Below are 16,549 nucleotides of genomic sequence, written 5' to 3'. Positions count from 1 at the left end.
CTTGCCGAATGCCGACGACAACGTTGAGGTGAAGAGATGCCGTTGACCCCCGAGGACGTGCGGAACAAGCAGTTCACGACCGTCCGCCTCCGAGAAGGCTATGACGAGGACGAGGTCGATGCCTTCCTCGACGAGGTCGAAGCCGAACTGACCCGACTGCTCCGCGAGAACGAGGACCTGCGCGCCAAGCTGGCCGCGGCGACGCGCGCGGCCGCGCAGAACCAGCAGAACATGCGCAAGCCTCCGGAACCGCCGCAGGATCAGCAGCCGCCGCAGCAGGGACAGCCGCCGCACCAGCAGGGGCACCCGCAGCAGGGCGGTATGCCGCAGCAGGGCATGCGAGGTCCCGGCGCTCCGGTGCCCGCCGGCATATCGGGCCCGCCGCAGCAGCAGATGGGTGGCCCCATGGGTGGTCCGCCCCAGCTGCCGAGCGGTGCCCCGCAGCTGCCCGCCGGCCCCGGCGGACAGGGTGGCCCGCAGGGTCCCGGCCCGATGGGTCAGGGTCCGGGGCCGATGGGCCAGGGCCCGGGTCCGATGCAGGGCCAGATGGGTCCCGGTCCGATGGGCGGCCCCATGGGCGGCCCGCAGGGCCCCGGCGGCCCCGGCATGCCCGGTCAGGGCGGCCCCGGTGGCGACAGCGCCGCGCGTGTTCTGTCGCTGGCCCAGCAGACCGCCGACCAGGCGATCGCCGAGGCCCGTTCCGAGGCCAACAAGATCGTCGGCGAGGCCCGTTCGCGCGCCGAGGGTCTGGAGCGGGACGCCCGTGCCAAGGCTGACGCCCTGGAGCGGGACGCGCAGGAGAAGCACCGCGTCGCGATGGGCTCCCTGGAGTCTGCCCGCGCCACGCTGGAGCGCAAGGTCGAGGACCTGCGCGGCTTCGAGCGCGAGTACCGCACGCGGCTGAAGTCCTACCTGGAGTCGCAGCTGCGCCAGCTGGAGACCCAGGCGGACGACTCGCTCGCCCCGCCGCGCACGCCCGCGACGGCCTCCCTGCCGCCGTCCCCGGCGCCCTCGATGGCACCGGCCGGCGCCAGCGCCCCGTCCTACGGCGGCAACCAGTCGATGGGCAGCGGTCCGAGCCAGTCCGGTCCGTCCTACGGCGGTCAGCAGCAGATGTCGCCGGCGATGACGCAGCCGATGGCACCGGTGCGGCCGCAGGGGCCGTCGCCGATGGGGCAGGCGCCTTCGCCGATGCGCGGGTTCCTGATCGACGAGGACGACAACTGAGTTGTAGTACGGCGTAGCCGTCGGCAACGTTCAGGGCGGGCCCCGGGTTTTTCGACCCGGGGCCCGCCCTTTGGTGTGCGCGGTTCTGCGTGCGGGGTGTTGGTGTGGGCGCGGGGTGGGTGCGCTGCCCGGCGTTGCGGGTGCCGCTGCGCCCACCCGTGCCGCCCCAGCGGCACGACTGCCCGCAGCTGCGCGGAGGGCCCGCACCCCCTGCAGGGATGCGGGCCCTCGTTGCGTTCCCTCGGTTACTGCTTGCGCAGGCGGAACACCAGGGACAGGCCCTCGTCCGTGAACGGGGTGCCGTACGTGTCGTCCGCCTCGCCCTGGGCGAAGTCCGTCGCCAGGACCTCGTCGGCGATCAGGCCCGCGTGGTCGGTCAGGGCCGCGATGGTCGCCGGGTCCGTGGCCGTCCAGCGCAGGGCGATCCGGTCGGCGACGTCGAGGCCGCTGTTCTTGCGGGCCTCCTGGATCAGCCGGATCGCGTCGCGGGCGAGGCCCGCCCGGCGCAGCTCCTCCGTGATCTCCAGGTCCAGCGCCACCGTCGCGCCCGAGTCGGAGGCGACCGACCAGCCCTCGCGCGGCGTCTCGGTGATGATCACCTCGTCCGGAGCGAGGGTGACGGTCTCGCCGTCGACCTCCACCGACGCCGTGCCCTCGCGCAGGGCGAGGGACAGCGCGGCGGCGTCCGCGGCCGCGACGGCCTTCGCCACGTCCTGGACCCGCTTGCCGAACCGCTTGCCCAGCGCCCGGAAGTTGGCCTTCGCGGTCGTGTCGACCAGGGAGCCGCCGACCTCGCTCAGCGATGCGAGGGAGGCGACGTTCAGCTCCTCCGTGATCTGCGAGTGCAGCTCGGGGGAGAGGGCGTCGAAGCCCGCCACCGCGATCAGCGCGCGGCTGAGCGGCTGCCGGGTCTTGACGCCGGACTCCGCGCGGGTGGCGCGGCCCAGCTCGACCAGGCGGCGGACCAGGACCATCTGCTTCGACAGCTCCGGGTCGATCGCCGTGAGGTCGGCCTCCGGCCACGAGGACAGGTGCACCGACTCGGGCGCGCCCGGGGTGACCGGCACGACCAGGTCCTGCCAGACCCGCTCGGTGATGAACGGCGTCAGCGGCGCCATCAGCTGGGTGACCGTCGCGACGACCTCGTGCAGCGTGCGCAGCGCCGCCTTGTCGCCCTGCCAGAAGCGGCGGCGGGAGCGGCGCACGTACCAGTTGGACAGGTCGTCGACGAACGCGGACAGCAGCTTGCCCGCCCGCTGGGTGTCGTAGGCGTCGAGAGCCTGGGTGACCTGGTCGGTCAGCGCGTGCAGCTCGGAGAGCAGCCAGCGGTCCAGGACCGGGCGGTCGGCCGGGGCCGGGTCGGCCTCGCTCGGGGCCCAGCCCGTGGTGCGGGCGTACAGGGCCTGGAAGGCGACCGTGTTCCAGTAGGTGAGGAGCGTCTTGCGGACGACCTCCTGGATGGTGCCGTGACCGACCCGGCGGGCCGCCCACGGGGAACCGCCGGCCGCCATGAACCAGCGGACCGCGTCGGCGCCGTGCTGGTCCATCAGCGGGATCGGCTGCAGGATGTTGCCCAGGTGCTTGGACATCTTGCGGCCGTCCTCGGCGAGGATGTGGCCGAGGCAGACCACGTTCTCGTAGGACGACTTGTCGAAGACCAGGGTGCCGACCGCCATCAGCGTGTAGAACCAGCCGCGGGTCTGGTCGATGGCCTCGGAGATGAACTGCGCCGGGTAGCGGCTCTCGAACAGCTCCTTGTTCTTGTACGGGTAGCCCCACTGCGCGAACGGCATCGAGCCCGAGTCGTACCAGGCGTCGATGACCTCCGGCACCCGCACCGCTTCGAGGGAGCAGCCCTCGTGGGTGCAGGTGAAGGTCACCTCGTCGATGAACGGGCGGTGCGGGTCCAGCGCCGACTGGTCGGTGCCGGACAGCTCGGTCAGCTCCGCGCGGGAGCCGACGACCGTGAGGTGGTCCTCCGCGCAGCGCCAGATCGGCAGCGGGGTGCCCCAGTAGCGGTTGCGGGACAGCGCCCAGTCGATGTTGTTGTTCAGCCAGTCGCCGTACCGGCCGTGCTTGACCGCCTCCGGGAACCAGTTGGTCTTCTCGTTCTCCTCGAGGAGACGGTCCTTGATCGCCGTGGTGCGGATGTACCAGGACGGCTGCGCGTAGTAGAGCAGGGCCGTGTGGCAGCGCCAGCAGTGCGGGTAGCTGTGCTCGTACGGGATGTGCTTGAAGAGCAGGCCCCGGGTGTCCAGGTCCTCGGTCAGCTTCTCGTCGGCCTTCTTGAAGAAGACGCCGCCGACGAGCGGGACGTCCTCCTCGAAGGTGCCGTCCGGGCGGACCGGGTTGACCACCGGCAGGCCGTACGCGCGGCAGACCTTGAGGTCGTCGTCACCGAAGGCGGGGGACTGGTGGACGAGGCCGGTGCCGTCCTCGGTGGTGACGTAGTCGGCGTTGACGACGAAGTGGGCCGGCTCCGGGAACTCCACCAGCTCGAAGGGGCGCCGGTACGTCCAGCGCTCCATCTCGGCGCCGGTGAAGGACTGCCCGGTGGTCTCCCAGCCCTCGCCGAGGGCCTTCTCCACCAGCGGCTCGGCGACGACGAGCTTCTCCTCGCCGTCGGTCGCGACGACGTAGGTGACCTCCGGGTGCGCGGCGACCGCGGTGTTGGAGACCAGGGTCCACGGGGTCGTCGTCCAGACGACCAGCGCGGCCTCGCCGGCCAGCGGGCCCGAGGTCAGCGGGAAGCGGACGTAGACGGACGGGTCGACGACCGTCTCGTAGCCCTGGGCCAGCTCGTGGTCGGACAGGCCGGTGCCGCAGCGGGGACACCAGGGGGCGACGCGGTGGTCCTGGACCAGCAGGCCCTTGTCGAAGATCGTCTTCAGCGACCACCAGACGGACTCGATGTACTCCGGGTCCATCGTGCGGTACGGGTCCTGGAGGTCGGCCCAGTAGCCCATCCGCGTCGTGAGCTCTTCGAAGGCGTCGGTGTGGCGGGTCACCGACTCGCGGCACTTCGCGTTGAACTCGGCGATGCCGTACGCCTCGATGTCCTGCTTGCCGGAGAAGCCCAGCTCCTTCTCGACCGCCAGCTCCACCGGCAGGCCGTGGCAGTCCCAGCCGGCCTTGCGGCCCACGTGGTAGCCGCGCATCGTGCGGAAGCGGGGAAAGACGTCCTTGAAGACGCGCGCCTCGATGTGGTGGGCGCCGGGCATGCCGTTGGCGGTGGGCGGGCCCTCGTAGAACACCCACTCGGGGCGGCCCTCGGACTGCTCCAGGCTCTTGGCGAAGATCTTCTGCTCGCGCCAGAAGTCGAGCACCGCGTGTTCGAGCGCGGGCAGGTCGACCTGGGCGGGCACCTGGCGGTACTGCGGCTGCGTATTCAACGAGCTTCCTCCGGCGGACGTGCTGCCTTCCGTCGGAGGGACGAGAGCCGTGCTCCCGCGGTACCACCCTCCTTGGCCCGGCCGGTGCGTCGTGTGCTCCGGCGAGCCCCCTCATTGGGGTCGCGAGCCGGTTCTACTCGCCGCGGCCTTCCTGCCACGGCTTTCTTCCGGCGGCTCCGGGGTGATCTTCACGTCGCGCTCGCCCCCGGGCTCACACCGTCCCCGGGTCGCTCTGGGCTGCTGACGCCGCTACTCGTCCCCATCCACGCTTTTCGCTGCGCCCAGTGTACGGCGCCGCGCGGACAGCGGCCGACCCATTTAGGCGTGACCCGAATGCCGCCGTCCGGGGTCGACCCCCCGACGGCCCGGGCGGGCGCCGCTCCGGCGGATTACCGGGCGGGGAGCTGGGCACAACGCATGCATGCTCACCGGGCGGCGCACGGTGGGCGGGCGAGTCGGGCGGCGTGCCCCGTTGCCGCGGGACCGGAGTCGATTTATCGTCCCAGCACGATTCGCGCGCAAGATCACAATATGTGAAGGGGCCGCGGCCATGGTGGCGAAGAAGAAGACGACGGCCGCGAAACGGAGCGCCGCCGAGGAGGACGCCGCGGTGCGGGACCCGGAGGAGAAGGCGGCGGCGAAGAAGACCGCAGCGAAGAAGACCGCGGCGAAGAAGGCCGCAACGAAGAAGGCCGCGGCAGGGAAGACCGCGGCGGGCGGAAGCACGGCGAAGAAGAGCACGGCGAAGAAGAGCACGGCCAAGAAAGTGGGCGCGGCCGAGGCCGCGGAGCAGACGGGAGCCACGACGGTGGTTGCGAAGAAGACTCCTGGCACGGCCACGGCGGCCAAGACCGCTGTCCCCAAGGCCCGCGGCACCGCCGCGGACCCCGGTGACCTCGCGGTTCGCCCCGGCGAGGAACCCTGGACCCCGCAGGAGGTCGAGGAGGCACGCGGCGAGCTGCAGTCCGAGGCCGACCGGCTGCGCACCGAGATCGACTCCTCCGAGCGGTCGCTGCAGGGCATGATGCGCGACTCCGGCGACGGCGCCGGCGACGACGAGGCGGACACCGGCAGCAAGAACATCACGCGCGAGCACGAACTGGCGCTGGCCGCCACCGCGCGCGAGGTGCTCACCCAGACCGAGCGCGCCCTGGAACGCCTGGACGCCGGCACCTACGGCCTGTGCGAGAACTGCGGCAAGCCGATCGGCAAGGCGCGGATGCAGGCCTTCCCGCGGGCCACCCTGTGCGTCGAGTGCAAGCAGAAGCAGGAGCGCCGGTACTGAGCCGCAGCCGGGACGGGAAGTGTGCCGTACCCTCGTGCTCAGTCAAGGACCTAGGCTGAGGGACTCACGTGGCAGAGGCGGAGCGCATCATCGGTACTCCGGACACCCCGGACGCGGCGGGGGACGGGCAGGAGCGGCCCGACGCCGAGCAGGAGCGGAAGCAGGTGCAGGCTCCTGAGCGCCCCCGGGGCAAGCGGCGGGTCGCCGTGCTGTTCGCGGTCGCCCTGTTCGCGTACCTGCTCGACCTGGGCAGCAAGATGCTGGTGGTCGCCAAGCTGGAGCACCACGAGCCGATCGAGATCATCGGCGACTGGCTGCGGTTCGCCGCGATCCGCAACGCGGGCGCTGCCTTCGGTTTCGGCGAGGCCTTCACGATCATCTTCACGGTGATCGCCGCGGCCGTGATCGTCGTGATCGCCCGCCTCGCGCGCAAGCTGCACAGCCTGCCCTGGGCGATCGCGCTCGGCCTGCTGCTCGGCGGTGCGCTCGGCAACCTCACCGACCGGATCTTCCGGGCCCCCGGCGTCTTCGAGGGCGCGGTCGTGGACTTCATCGCGCCCAAGCACTTCGCCGTCTTCAACCTCGCCGACTCGGCGATCGTCTGCGGCGGCATCCTGATCGTGATCCTCTCCTTCCGGGGCCTGGACCCGGACGGGACCGTCCACAAGGACTGACCTCCACACGGACTGGCCTCCACAAGGACTGAACTGGGCCGGCCCGGGTTTTCCACAGGCGGCCGGGCGCGCGTTCGGGAGTGTCCGGGCCGTCCGGCATACTCGACGGGTGAGCACGATTCCCGAGATCCGTACCCTGCCCGTGCCCGACGGCCTGGAGGGCGAGCGCGTCGACGCCGCCATCTCCCGCATGTTCGGCTTCTCCCGCACCAAGGCCGCCGAGCTGGCGGCGGCGGGCAAGGTGCAGGTCGACGGGTCGGTGGTCGGCAAGTCCGAGCGCGTCCACGGCGGCGCCTGGCTCGAGGTCGAGATGCCGCAGGCACCCGCGGCGGTGCAGGTGGTCGCCGAGCCCGTCGAGGGCATGGAGATCGTGCACGACGACGAGGACGTGGTCGTCGTCGTCAAGCCCGTCGGCGTCGCCGCCCACCCGTCGCCGGGCTGGAGCGGGCCGACGGTGATCGGCGGGCTGGCCGCCGCCGGGTACCGCGTCTCCACCTCCGGCGCCGCCGAGCGCCAGGGCATCGTGCACCGCCTCGACGTCGGCACCTCCGGACTGATGGCGGTGGCCAAGTCGGAGCGCGCCTACACCTCGCTGAAGCGCCAGTTCAAGGAGCGCACGGTCGACAAGCGCTACCACACGCTCGTGCAGGGCCACCCCGACCCGACCAGCGGCACCATCGACGCCCCCATCGGCCGCCACCCGCAGCACGACTACAAGTGGGCCGTCACCGCCGAGGGCAAGCCCTCGGTCACGCACTACGACCTCATCGAGGCCTTCCGCGCCGCCTCCCTGCTCGACGTGAAGCTGGAGACCGGCCGCACCCACCAGATCCGCGTCCACATGGCCGCCCACCGGCATCCCTGCGTCGGCGACCTGACCTACGGCGCGGACCCCACCCTCGCCAAGCGGCTGCGGCTGACCCGCCAGTGGCTGCACGCCGTACGCCTCGGCTTCGAGCACCCCGGCACCGGTGAGTGGGTCGAGTACGCCAGCGACTACCCCGAGGACCTCCAGCAGGCCCTGGACCAGGTCCGCGAGGAGACCTACGGATGAGCGGCACCCCGAACCCGGCCGTCCCGGCCTACCAGGTGCGCGTCGCCGAGGACCCCGCCGACCGCGAGGCCTGCTTCGCGGTGCGCAAGGACGTCTTCGTCGCCGAGCAGAAGGTCCCCGAGGACATCGAGTACGACGCCTACGACGCGGATGCCGTGCACGTCCTGGCCGTCCGGGCGGACGGCGTGCCGCTCGGCACCGGCCGGCTGCTGCACGGTGCGGCCGCCGCCGCGAAGAACGGCGACGGCGACCCGGCCGTCGGCTCCCTGGGACGGCTCGCGGTGACCGCCGCGGCCCGCGGCCTGGGTGTCGGGGCGGCGCTGGTCAGGGCCGTCGAGGAGGCGGCACGCGCGCGCGGACTCACCGCCGTGGACCTGCACGCGCAGACCCACGCCCTGGGTTTTTACGAACGTCTGGGGTACCAGGCCTACGGACCCGAGTTCCCGGACGCCGGGATTCCGCACCGTGCGATGCGGCGAGCCCTGTAGCCGGGGCGGCGAACGGGCTGGTGAGACCGGTCGCGTGGCACGCTTGAGGTCCGCCGTGTAACGCCGAGACCCCACCGGAGCGGTGACCGTGGATCAGCTGGCCCTGTTGTTCATGCTGTTGCTCGGGGCCCTGCTGAGCGTCCCGATCGGTGCCCGGCTCGGGCTTCCGGCGCCGGTGCTGATGACGCTCCTCGGAATCGTCCTGGCCCTGCTCGACTTCGTGCCCAACGTCGACATCCCGCCCGAGCTGATCCTGCCCGGGCTGCTGCCGCCGCTGCTGTACGCCGCCGTGCGGCGCACGTCCTGGCGGCAGTTCGCGGCCAACAAACGCCCGATCTTCCTGCTGGCCGTCGCGCTGGTCTTCGTCACCATGGTCTGCGTGGCCTCCGTGGCCCACGCGATCGTGCCGGGGCTGCCGCTCGCCGCCGCCTTCGCGCTGGGCGCGCTGGTGGCGCCGCCGGACCCGGTCGCCGCGACCGCGGTCGCCGGGCAGCTGGGACTGCCGCGCCGGCTGGTGTCCATCCTGGAGGGCGAGGGGCTCTTCAACGACGTGACGGCCATCGTCCTGTACCACGTCGCCATCGCCGCGGCGGTCGGCGGCTCCTTCTCGCCGTGGCGGGCCGGGCTCGACCTCGTGCTGTCCGCCGTCGTCGCCGTCGCGATCGGGCTCGCCCTGGGCTGGGGCTCCAACAAGCTCATGGGCGTCCTCGGCGATCCGACGCTGCAGATCGGGCTGACGCTGCTGGTGCCGTTCGTGAGCTACGTCGCCGCCGACGAGCTGCACGGATCCGGCGTCCTCGCCGTGCTCACCACCGCCATGTTCCTCGCCGAGTACGCCTCGGACGCCGACGACGTGATGACCCGGCTCGGCGGGCACACCGTCTGGGACGTGGTCGACACCCTGGTCACCGGGGTGGCCTTCGGGCTGATCGGCCTGGAACTGCACAACGCCGTCCGCACCGCCTCCGGCCGGTGGACGGAACTGCTCGGCTGGGCGGCGGCGATCCTCGGCGTCGTGATCCTGGTCCGGCTGCTGTGGCTGCTGCCGGCCACCTGGCTCACCCAGCGGCTGCACGCCCGGCGCGACCAGGACGAGGACATCCCGACCAGCTGGCGGGAGACGGTGGTCATGTGGTGGGCCGGGATGCGGGGCGTGGCCTCGGTCGCGCTGGCCCTGGCGATCCCGCTGGAGACGGACGACGGGTCGGCCTTCCCGCACCGGGAGGAGATCGTCTTCATCGCGTTCGGCGTGATCATGGGCACGCTGCTGCTGCAGGGTCTGACCCTGCCCTGGCTGGTGGGCCGGCTCGGGGTGCGGGCGGACACCGAGCGGGAGCAGGAGTTCGAGCGGAACCTGGCGCTGCGGGCGGCCAAGGCGGCCAAGCAGCGGCTCAAGGAGATCGAGTCGGTGGAGGAGCTGCCGGAGGAGCTGTCCGAGCAGATGCTGCGGCGCGCCTTCGACATCGGCGTACGCATCAGCCCGGACCTGGGTGACGAGGAACGGCGGGAGGCGCAGGAGCAGCGGGCGCGCCGGATCAAGCGCGTCCGGCGCATCCAGGGCGAGATGCTGAGCGCCGCCCGGCACGAGGTGCTGGCCGCCCGCAGCGAGCCCGGCGCCGACCCGGAGATCGTCGACCGGGTCCTGCGCCACCTGGACGTGCGCAGCCTGCGCTGACCTGGCTGCGGCCCGGCGGTCACAGGCTCTTGGCCGGCCGGCCCGGGAAGCGGCGGGAGTCCCCGTCGGAGGAGCGGCGGGTCCCGACGTCCGGGGCGCGGCGGGCGTGCGGGACCCCGTCGCGGGGCGGGGGCAGGGCCGCGTCCGCCGTGTTGACCCGGGGCAGCGCGTACGGGTGCTCGTCGGCCAGCCAGCGGATCATCCCCTCGCGGACCGAGACCCGCACCGTCCAGATGTCGTCCGCGTCCTTCGCCGTCACCAGGGCCCGCACCTCCATGGTGGTGGGGGTGGTGTCGGTGACGGTCAGGTTGTAGCTGCGCCCGTCCCAGGCCGGGCACTCGCGCAGCAGGTCGCGCAGCCGTTCCCGCATTGCGTCGAGCGGCGCCGAGTGGTCGAGGTGCCAGAACACCGTCCCGGTCATCTGCGGGGTGCCGCGCGACCAGTTCTCGAACGGCTTCGAGGTGAAGTACGACACCGGCATCGTGATCCGGCGCTCGTCCCAGGTGCGCACGGACAGGTACGTCAGCGTGATCTCCTCGACGGTGCCCCACTCGCCGTCCACCACGACCGTGTCGCCCATGCGCACCATGTCGCCGAAGGCGATCTGGAACCCGGCGAACAGGTTGCCCAGCGTGGACTGGGCCGCCACACCGGCGACGATGCCGATGATCCCGGCCGAGGCCAGCAGCGAGGCGCCGGCCGCGCGCATCGCGGGGAACGTCAGCAGCATCGACGACACGGCGACCACGGCGACGATCGCCGTGACCACCCGCATGATCAGCGACACCTGGGTCCGCACCCGCCGCACCCGCGCCGGGTCCCGCTCGGCGTGGGCGTGCGCGTAGCGCGAGTAGGACGTCTCGACGACCGCCGCGGCGATCCGGACCACCAGCCAGGCCACCGAGCCGATCAGCGCCAGCGTCAGCGTCCGGCCGACCCCGGTCTGGTGCTCAGGGAAGACCTCGGCCTCGACGTACGAGCCTCTCAGCAGGCCCGCGCAGAGCGCGATCTGGTAGGGCACGCGGGCGCGCCGCAGCAGCCCCCACAGCGGTGTCTCGGGGTGGCGTGCGTCGGCCTTGCGCAGCAACAGGTCGGTGGCCCAGCCGATGACCAGGGTCAGCAGGACGGAGCCGCCGACCACGATCAGCGGGCGGAGTATCGTCTCCATCCCTCGAACGTAACCGGCCGCACGGCGCCGTGAACCTGTGAGCTACGTCCCGTCCGGGGTACGGCCGTGCGGGGCCGTGTCACACCCGGCTGGCACCATGGCCTCATGAACATCGTGCTCTTTCACTCGACCCTCGGCCCGAGGCCGGCGGTGCGGCAGGCCGCCGACCGGCTGCGCGACGCCGGGCACCAGGTGTGGACCCCGGACCTCTTCGAGGGCCGTACCTTCGACTCGGTCGAGGAGGGCATGGCCCATCAGGACGGGATCGGCCGGGAGGAGCTGCTGAAGCGGGCGGTGCTGGCCGCCGCGCCCTACTCGGAGCGCGGGCTGGTCTACGCCGGGTTCTCGCTCGGCGCCTCCGTCGCCCAGACCCTCGCCCTCGGCGACCACCGGGCGCGCGGGCTGCTCCTGCTGCACGGCACCTCGGACCTCGCACCCAACGCCTCGGTCGACGAGCTGCCGGTCCAGCTGCACGTGGCCGAGCCGGACCCCTTCGAGACGGACGACTGGCTCAGCGCCTGGTACCTGCAGATGGGCCGGATCGGCGCCGACGTCGAGGTGCACAGATACCCCGGCGCCGGCCACCTGTACACCGACCCGGAGCTGGACGACTACGACGCGGAGGCGGCCGAGACCACCTGGCGGGTGGCGCTCGGCTTCCTCGCGTCGCTCCAGGAGGCTCAGACCGGGTCGTAGACGCGCTCGACGCGCTGGGTGCCGCTGCGCGTGCGGTAGGAGCGGGCCCAGGCGGAGGTGGCCGCCGCGTCGGTGCGGTCGGAGACGACGTAGTAGTCCATCTGCGCCCGGTCCGCGGTGACGTCCAGGACGCCGTAGCCGTGCCGGTCGGTGTCGACCCAGTGGACGTGCCGGTTCGCGGCCCGGATCACCGGCGCGGCGATCGCCGAGACGGTGCCCTCGGGGACCTTCACGATGTCGTCGAGGTTGTCGGAGGTCACCGACGTGACGACGAACTCGGTGGCCGCCGAGGCGGACAGCGGGTAGGTCCCGGCGTGGTACGGCACGTCGTTGGCCCAGGCCATGTGGATGTCGCCGGTCAGGAACACGGTGTTGCGGATCGCGTGCGCGCGCAGGTGGGCCAGCAGCTCGCGGCGGTCGTCGGTGTAGCCGTCCCACTGGTCGGTGTTGAGGGCGATGCCCTCCTTCGGCAGTCCGAGCAGCTCGGCGAGCGGCCCGAGCAGCGAGGCGGGCAGCGAGCCGATCGCGAACGGCGAGATCATCACCGGGTTGCCGACCAGCCGCCAGGTGGCGTCGGAGGACGCGAGCCCCGACTTCAGCCAGTCCAGCTGGGCGCGGCCGGTGAGGGTGCGGTCCGGGTCGTCGACCTCGCCGTCGCCGAGCGCCGCCTGCTGGGAGCGGAAGGTGCGCAGGTCGAGCAGCGACAGGTCGACGAGCTTGCCGAACCGCAGCCGCCGGTAGGTGGTGCCGGCGATGGCCGGGCGGACCGGCATCCACTCGAAGTAGGCCCGCTTGGCGGCACTCTGCCGTGCCGCCCAGCTCCCCTCGGCGCCCTCGGTGTGGTTCTCGGCGCCGCCCGACCAGGTGTCGTTGGCGATCTCGTGGTCGTCCCAGATCGCCACCACGGGCGCCGCGGCGTGCAGCGCCTGGAGGTCGGGGTCGGTCTTGTAACGGCCGTGCCGGATCCGGTAGTCGGCGAGGGTCAGGATCTCGTGGGCCGGGGCGTGCGGACGCACGACGGTGTCGCGGGTGCCGTACTCGCCGGTGCCGTACTCGTAGATGTAGTCGCCCAGGTGCAGCCAGGCGTCCAGGTCACCGCGGGCCGCGAGATGCCGGTACGAGGAAAAGTACCCGGCCTCCCAGTTGGCGCAGGAGACCACGCCGAAGCGCAGGCCGGGGACGGCAGCGTCGTGCGCGGGGGCGGTGCGGGTGCGGGCGGCGGGGGAGTCGGCGGGGCCCGCGGAGAAGCGGAACCAGTAGTCCGTGGCGGGCGCGAGGCCGCGCACGTCGGCCTTCACGGTGTGGTCGGCGGCGGCCGTCGCGGTGACGGACCCCTTGGCGACGACGTTCGTGAGGGCCTTGTCGGTGGCGACGACCCAGCTCACCTCGGTGTCCGGACCGGTTCCGGAGCCCGGTATGGCGTCGGGCACCGGTGTCACCCGGGTCCACAGCAGGATGCCGTCGGGCAGCGGATCGCCGGAGGCGACGCCGTGCAGGAAGGCGGGGGCCGCGTCGGCCGCGCCCGCGGGCAGGGCGGCGGCGAGCGGGGCGGCCAGGACGGCGCCGGCCGCCGCGGCCTTGACGACCGTACGGCGGCTCGGGGTGCGGGAGTTGTCGGAGGCTCTGTGTCGACTGGTCACGGCCGATCAGGTTACTGATCGGTATGCGCGTGAGTGGGCGAACGCGCAAAAGTTCGCCCACTCGTCAGACGACGCTCACCGGGAACGGCGACCGGAACCGGCGACCGGGACCGGCGGCGTCACCGCGTCACTTGGTGACGCCCGCGTCCTTCAGCGCCTTCTGCCACGCGTCCGGCGTGCTCGGCGTCTCGACCACCTTGTCGTTGATCTTGATGGTGGGGGTCGACTGGACGCCCTCGGCCTTGTCGAAGGAGTCGCTCATCCGCATCGCCCAGGCGTCGTAGGTGCCCTTCTTCACGGCGTCCTGGAACTTCTTGTTGTTCTTCAGCGCGTCGACCGAGTTCGCCACCTTGATCAGGTAGTCGTCCTTGGCGAACTCGTCGGTCGACTCCTCGGGGTGGTACTCGGTGGAGTAGAGCGCGGTCTTGTAGTCGACGAACGCCTCGGGGCTGACGTTCAGCGCGGCGCCGAGCGCGCTCAGCGCGTTCTTCGAACCCTCGCCGCCCAGGTTGCCGTCGAGGAAGGTGCCGACGGTGAACGACAGCTTGTAGTCGCCGTCCTCCATGCCCTTGTTGACGGCCTCGCCGATGCTCTGCTCCATCGCCGCGCAGCCCGGGCAGCGGGGGTCCTCGTAGAGGTGGATGACGTTGTCCGACTTGGACTCGCCCATGACGATCGTGGTGCCGTCCTTGCCGGAGGTGTTGGCCGGGGCCACCACCTTCGCCTCGGCGGCCTTGTCCCAGCCGCTCGGCTTGTTGCCCTGCACGACGGCGTAGCTGATGCCGCCGGCTATCGCCAGCACGCCGACGATGGAGGCGGCCACAATGACCTGCCGCCTGACCTTGTCGCGCTTGGCCTGGCGCTCGCGCTCCTGGCGCAGGCGCTCACGGGCCGCCGTCTTCGCCGCCTGGCTGTTCCGCTTGCTCATGTTGGTGATCTCTCCGGGGACGCGCACACGGGGGTGTGCGGAAAAACGTATGGGGGGACTGCCGTGCTCGGTGGTGCTCGTGCGACGCGGCCGGTGCCGGGTCAGACGAGGGCGAGGACCGGGCGCGGCGGTCCGCGACGTCCCAGGGAGTGCGTGAGGATCCGCTCGCGGGCGCCGGCGGTGCGGCGGGCCGGGGGAGCCGGGCGGCGCACCGCCGGGGTCCGGCGTACGCCCACGGCGGCGACGGCGAGCAGCAGCGGCCGGAAGGTGGTCGCGGCCACCGCGCCGAGCAGCTGGCCCAGCGCCCGCTCGCCGCGCCGCAGCCAGGCCGCCGCGAGCAGCCCGACCCCGACGTGCGCGCCGAGCAGCAGCCAGGCGGTGCCCGGGTCGGCCTGGGCCAGCACCGACGCCATCCGGTCGGTCTCGGCCCCGGTCACCCGGGTCAGCGGCGCGGTCACCCCGGCGTGGACGCCGGTCCCGTCGCCGCACAGCACGTCGAAGCCGACCGAACGCAGCGGGCCCGCTACCGGGCCGCCCGCCCGGCCGTAGCAGACGTGCTGGCCGGTGGTGAAGACCGTGTCGGCGGCCAGCTCCAGCGGGATCAGCAGGGCGGCGATCCGCCCGAAGCCGCGCTCGCGCCGCCCGGCCAGGGCGTACGCGATCAGGAACACGGCGGCCGCGACGGCGGCCACCGTGGGCAGCGGCAGCGGAACCCCGGACAGCAGCACGTGCGACGCGGTGCTGAGGGTCACGGCGAGTGCCGTGAACAGCGCCGCGCGTACGGCTCTGAGCGGGGTTCCGGATATGTCCATAGCAGTAGAAGAGTGTGTCACGGGGTCCGGTAAGAGACCCCTAAAAGGTTCCTGTGAGACAGCCGACGGTTACCGAACCGGAATGGTCACAGACCCGGGATCCGGCCGTTGCGGAACAGGTCGACGAAGGTCTGGTGATCGGCGCGCGCGCGTGCGCCGTAGCGGTGCGCGAAGTCGACCAGCAGGGGCGCGAAGCCCTCCTCGTCGGCCGCGATCGCCGCGTCGATGGCCCGCTCGGTGGAGAACGGCACCAGGGACTCCCCGGACTGGTCGTCGGCCGCCGCGTGCATGGTCGCGGTGGCCCGGCCCAGGTCGGCGACGACCTCGGCGATCTCCTCCGGGTCGTCGATGTCGCCCCAGTCCAGGTCGACCGCGTACGGCGAGACCTCGGCGACCAGCTGGCCGGCGCCGTCCAGCTCGGTCCAGCCCAGCCACGGGTCGGCGTGCGCCTGCAGGGCGCGCTGGGAGATCACCGTGCGGTGGCCCTCGTGCTGGAAGTAGTCCCGGATCGCCTGGTCGGTGATGTGCCGGGAGACGGCCGGGGTCTGGGCCTGCTTGATGTAGATCACGACGTCGTTCTCCAACGCGTCGCTGTTGCCCTCCAGCAGGATGTTGTACGAGGGCAGGCCGGCCGAGCCGATGCCGATGCCCCGGCGGCCGACGACGTCCTTCACGCGGTAGGAGTCCGGGCGGGCCAGGGAGGACTCCGGGAGCGTCTCCAGGTAGCCGTCGAAGGCCGCGAGCACCTTGTAGCGCGTGGCGGCGTCCAGCTCGATGGAGCCGCCGCCGGGGGCGAAGCGGCGCTCGAAGTCCCGGATCTCGGTCATCGAGTCCAGCAGCCCGAAGCGGGTCAGCGAGCGGGCCACCCGCAGCGCGCCGAGCAGCGGACCTTCGGCGGTGTCCAGCGTGAACGGCGGCACCTCGTCGCTCTTGGCGCCGGTGGCCAGGGCGTGGATCCGCTCGCGGTACGCGCCCGCGTACACCCGCACCAGCTCGGTGATCTGCTCGTCGCTGAGCGCCTTCGCGTACCCGATCAGCGCGACGGAGGCGGCGAAGCGCTTGAGGTCCCAGGTGAAGGGGCCGACGTAGGCCTCGTCGAAGTCGTTGACGTTGAAGATCAGCCGGCCGGTGGAGTCCATGTACGTGCCGAAGTTCTCCGCGTGCAGGTCGCCGTGGATCCACACCCGGGAGGTCCGCTCGTCCAGGTAGGCGCCGCCGGGCCGGTCGGCGAACTCGGGGTCCTCGGTCAAATCGCGGTAAAAGAGGCCGGCGGTGCCGCGGTAGAACGCGAAGGCCGACGCCGCCATCTTCCGGAACTTCACCCGGAACGCCGCGGGATCCGCGGCCAGCAGCTGGCCGAAGGCGGTGTCGAAGACGGCGAGGATCTCCTCGCCGCGCCTCTCCTCGTTGAGCTGCGGGACCGACATGCCTGGTGCCTCCTGGTGCGGGTGGTGCCTGACGAGTGGAGCGGATCTCCACTCGGGCCAACGTTCGAAGGGGTGCGGGAGTG

The 16,549-nt window shown here is 72.1% G+C and carries 13 protein-coding genes; 7 read left to right on the top strand and 6 right to left on the bottom strand.

All coding sequences use genetic code 11. From position 1 onward, the window contains the following. Nucleotides 1-36 precede the first annotated feature (36 nt). The gene (divIVA, locus tag K7854_RS00665) at nucleotides 37-1,227 is read left to right on the top strand and encodes an apical growth/hyphal branching protein DivIVA (protein WP_226024348.1); all 1,191 of its coding nucleotides are present in this window, start codon (nucleotides 37-39) and stop codon (nucleotides 1,225-1,227) included. Nucleotides 1,228-1,472: 245 nt separating this feature from the next. On the opposite strand, the gene ileS is transcribed toward divIVA, so the two are convergent. Continuing rightward, nucleotides 1,473-4,619, bottom strand: a complete 3,147-nt coding sequence (ileS, locus tag K7854_RS00660; RefSeq protein WP_226024347.1) for an isoleucine--tRNA ligase — start codon at nucleotides 4,617-4,619, stop codon at nucleotides 1,473-1,475. Between the two features lie 550 nt (nucleotides 4,620-5,169). On the opposite strand from ileS, the gene K7854_RS00655 reads away from it, so the two are divergent. The 5 genes from K7854_RS00655 (at nucleotide 5,170) to K7854_RS00635 (ending at nucleotide 9,795) form a co-directional block, all read left to right on the top strand. Then, a complete protein-coding gene (locus K7854_RS00655; RefSeq protein WP_226024346.1) occupies nucleotides 5,170-5,904 on the top strand; it encodes a TraR/DksA family transcriptional regulator in 735 nt (244 codons plus the stop codon). A 68-nt stretch (nucleotides 5,905-5,972) separates the two neighbouring features. Beyond that, nucleotides 5,973-6,578: a signal peptidase II gene (gene lspA, locus K7854_RS00650; protein WP_226024345.1), complete on the top strand. Its 606-nt coding sequence runs from the start codon at nucleotides 5,973-5,975 to the stop codon at nucleotides 6,576-6,578. 109 nt (nucleotides 6,579-6,687) lie between these two features. After that, nucleotides 6,688-7,632, top strand: a complete 945-nt coding sequence (locus tag K7854_RS00645) for an RluA family pseudouridine synthase (protein WP_226024344.1) — start codon at nucleotides 6,688-6,690, stop codon at nucleotides 7,630-7,632. Beyond that, entirely contained in the window at nucleotides 7,629-8,120 is a 492-nt protein-coding gene (locus K7854_RS00640) for a GNAT family N-acetyltransferase (protein WP_226024343.1), read from the top strand. The genes K7854_RS00645 and K7854_RS00640 overlap by 4 nt, the downstream gene beginning before the upstream one ends. 88 nt (nucleotides 8,121-8,208) lie before the next feature. After that, nucleotides 8,209-9,795: a Na+/H+ antiporter gene (locus K7854_RS00635; protein ID WP_226024342.1), complete on the top strand. Its 1,587-nt coding sequence runs from the start codon at nucleotides 8,209-8,211 to the stop codon at nucleotides 9,793-9,795. 19 nt (nucleotides 9,796-9,814) lie between these two features. Here the strand turns inward: K7854_RS00635 and K7854_RS00630 are convergent, their stop codons facing one another. Next, nucleotides 9,815-10,963 (bottom strand): mechanosensitive ion channel family protein, encoded by a 1,149-nt coding sequence (locus K7854_RS00630; RefSeq protein ID WP_226024341.1) that lies wholly within the window; start codon nucleotides 10,961-10,963, stop codon nucleotides 9,815-9,817. A gap of 105 nt (nucleotides 10,964-11,068) precedes the next feature. Here K7854_RS00630 and K7854_RS00625 point away from each other — a divergent pair, with 105 nt between their 5' ends. Then, on the top strand, nucleotides 11,069-11,659 hold the full coding sequence (locus K7854_RS00625) for a dienelactone hydrolase family protein (protein ID WP_226024340.1): 591 nt from the start codon (nucleotides 11,069-11,071) through the stop codon (nucleotides 11,657-11,659). On the opposite strand, the gene K7854_RS00620 is transcribed toward K7854_RS00625, so the two are convergent. The 4 genes from K7854_RS00620 to K7854_RS00605 form a co-directional block, all read right to left on the bottom strand. Beyond that, the gene (locus K7854_RS00620; RefSeq protein WP_226024339.1) at nucleotides 11,644-13,299 is read right to left on the bottom strand and encodes an alkaline phosphatase D family protein; all 1,656 of its coding nucleotides are present in this window, start codon (nucleotides 13,297-13,299) and stop codon (nucleotides 11,644-11,646) included. The genes K7854_RS00625 and K7854_RS00620 overlap by 16 nt on opposite strands. A gap of 127 nt (nucleotides 13,300-13,426) precedes the next feature. Further along, a complete protein-coding gene (locus K7854_RS00615; RefSeq protein ID WP_226024338.1) occupies nucleotides 13,427-14,227 on the bottom strand; it encodes a DsbA family protein in 801 nt (266 codons plus the stop codon). Between the two features lie 101 nt (nucleotides 14,228-14,328). Then, nucleotides 14,329-15,039 (bottom strand): hypothetical protein, encoded by a 711-nt coding sequence (locus K7854_RS00610; RefSeq protein ID WP_226024337.1) that lies wholly within the window; start codon nucleotides 15,037-15,039, stop codon nucleotides 14,329-14,331. 86 nt (nucleotides 15,040-15,125) lie between these two features. Further along, complete coding sequence (locus tag K7854_RS00605; protein WP_226024336.1) at nucleotides 15,126-16,466, bottom strand: DUF2252 domain-containing protein; 1,341 nt, start codon at nucleotides 16,464-16,466, stop codon at nucleotides 15,126-15,128. Nucleotides 16,467-16,549 lie beyond the last annotated feature (83 nt).

The organism is Streptomyces hyderabadensis, from assembly GCF_020404845.1.
Lineage (GTDB): Bacteria > Actinomycetota > Actinomycetes > Streptomycetales > Streptomycetaceae > Streptomyces > Streptomyces hyderabadensis.
The sequence above is the reverse complement of the archived record's forward strand: the minus strand, read 5'-3'. Positions and strand labels throughout refer to the sequence as shown.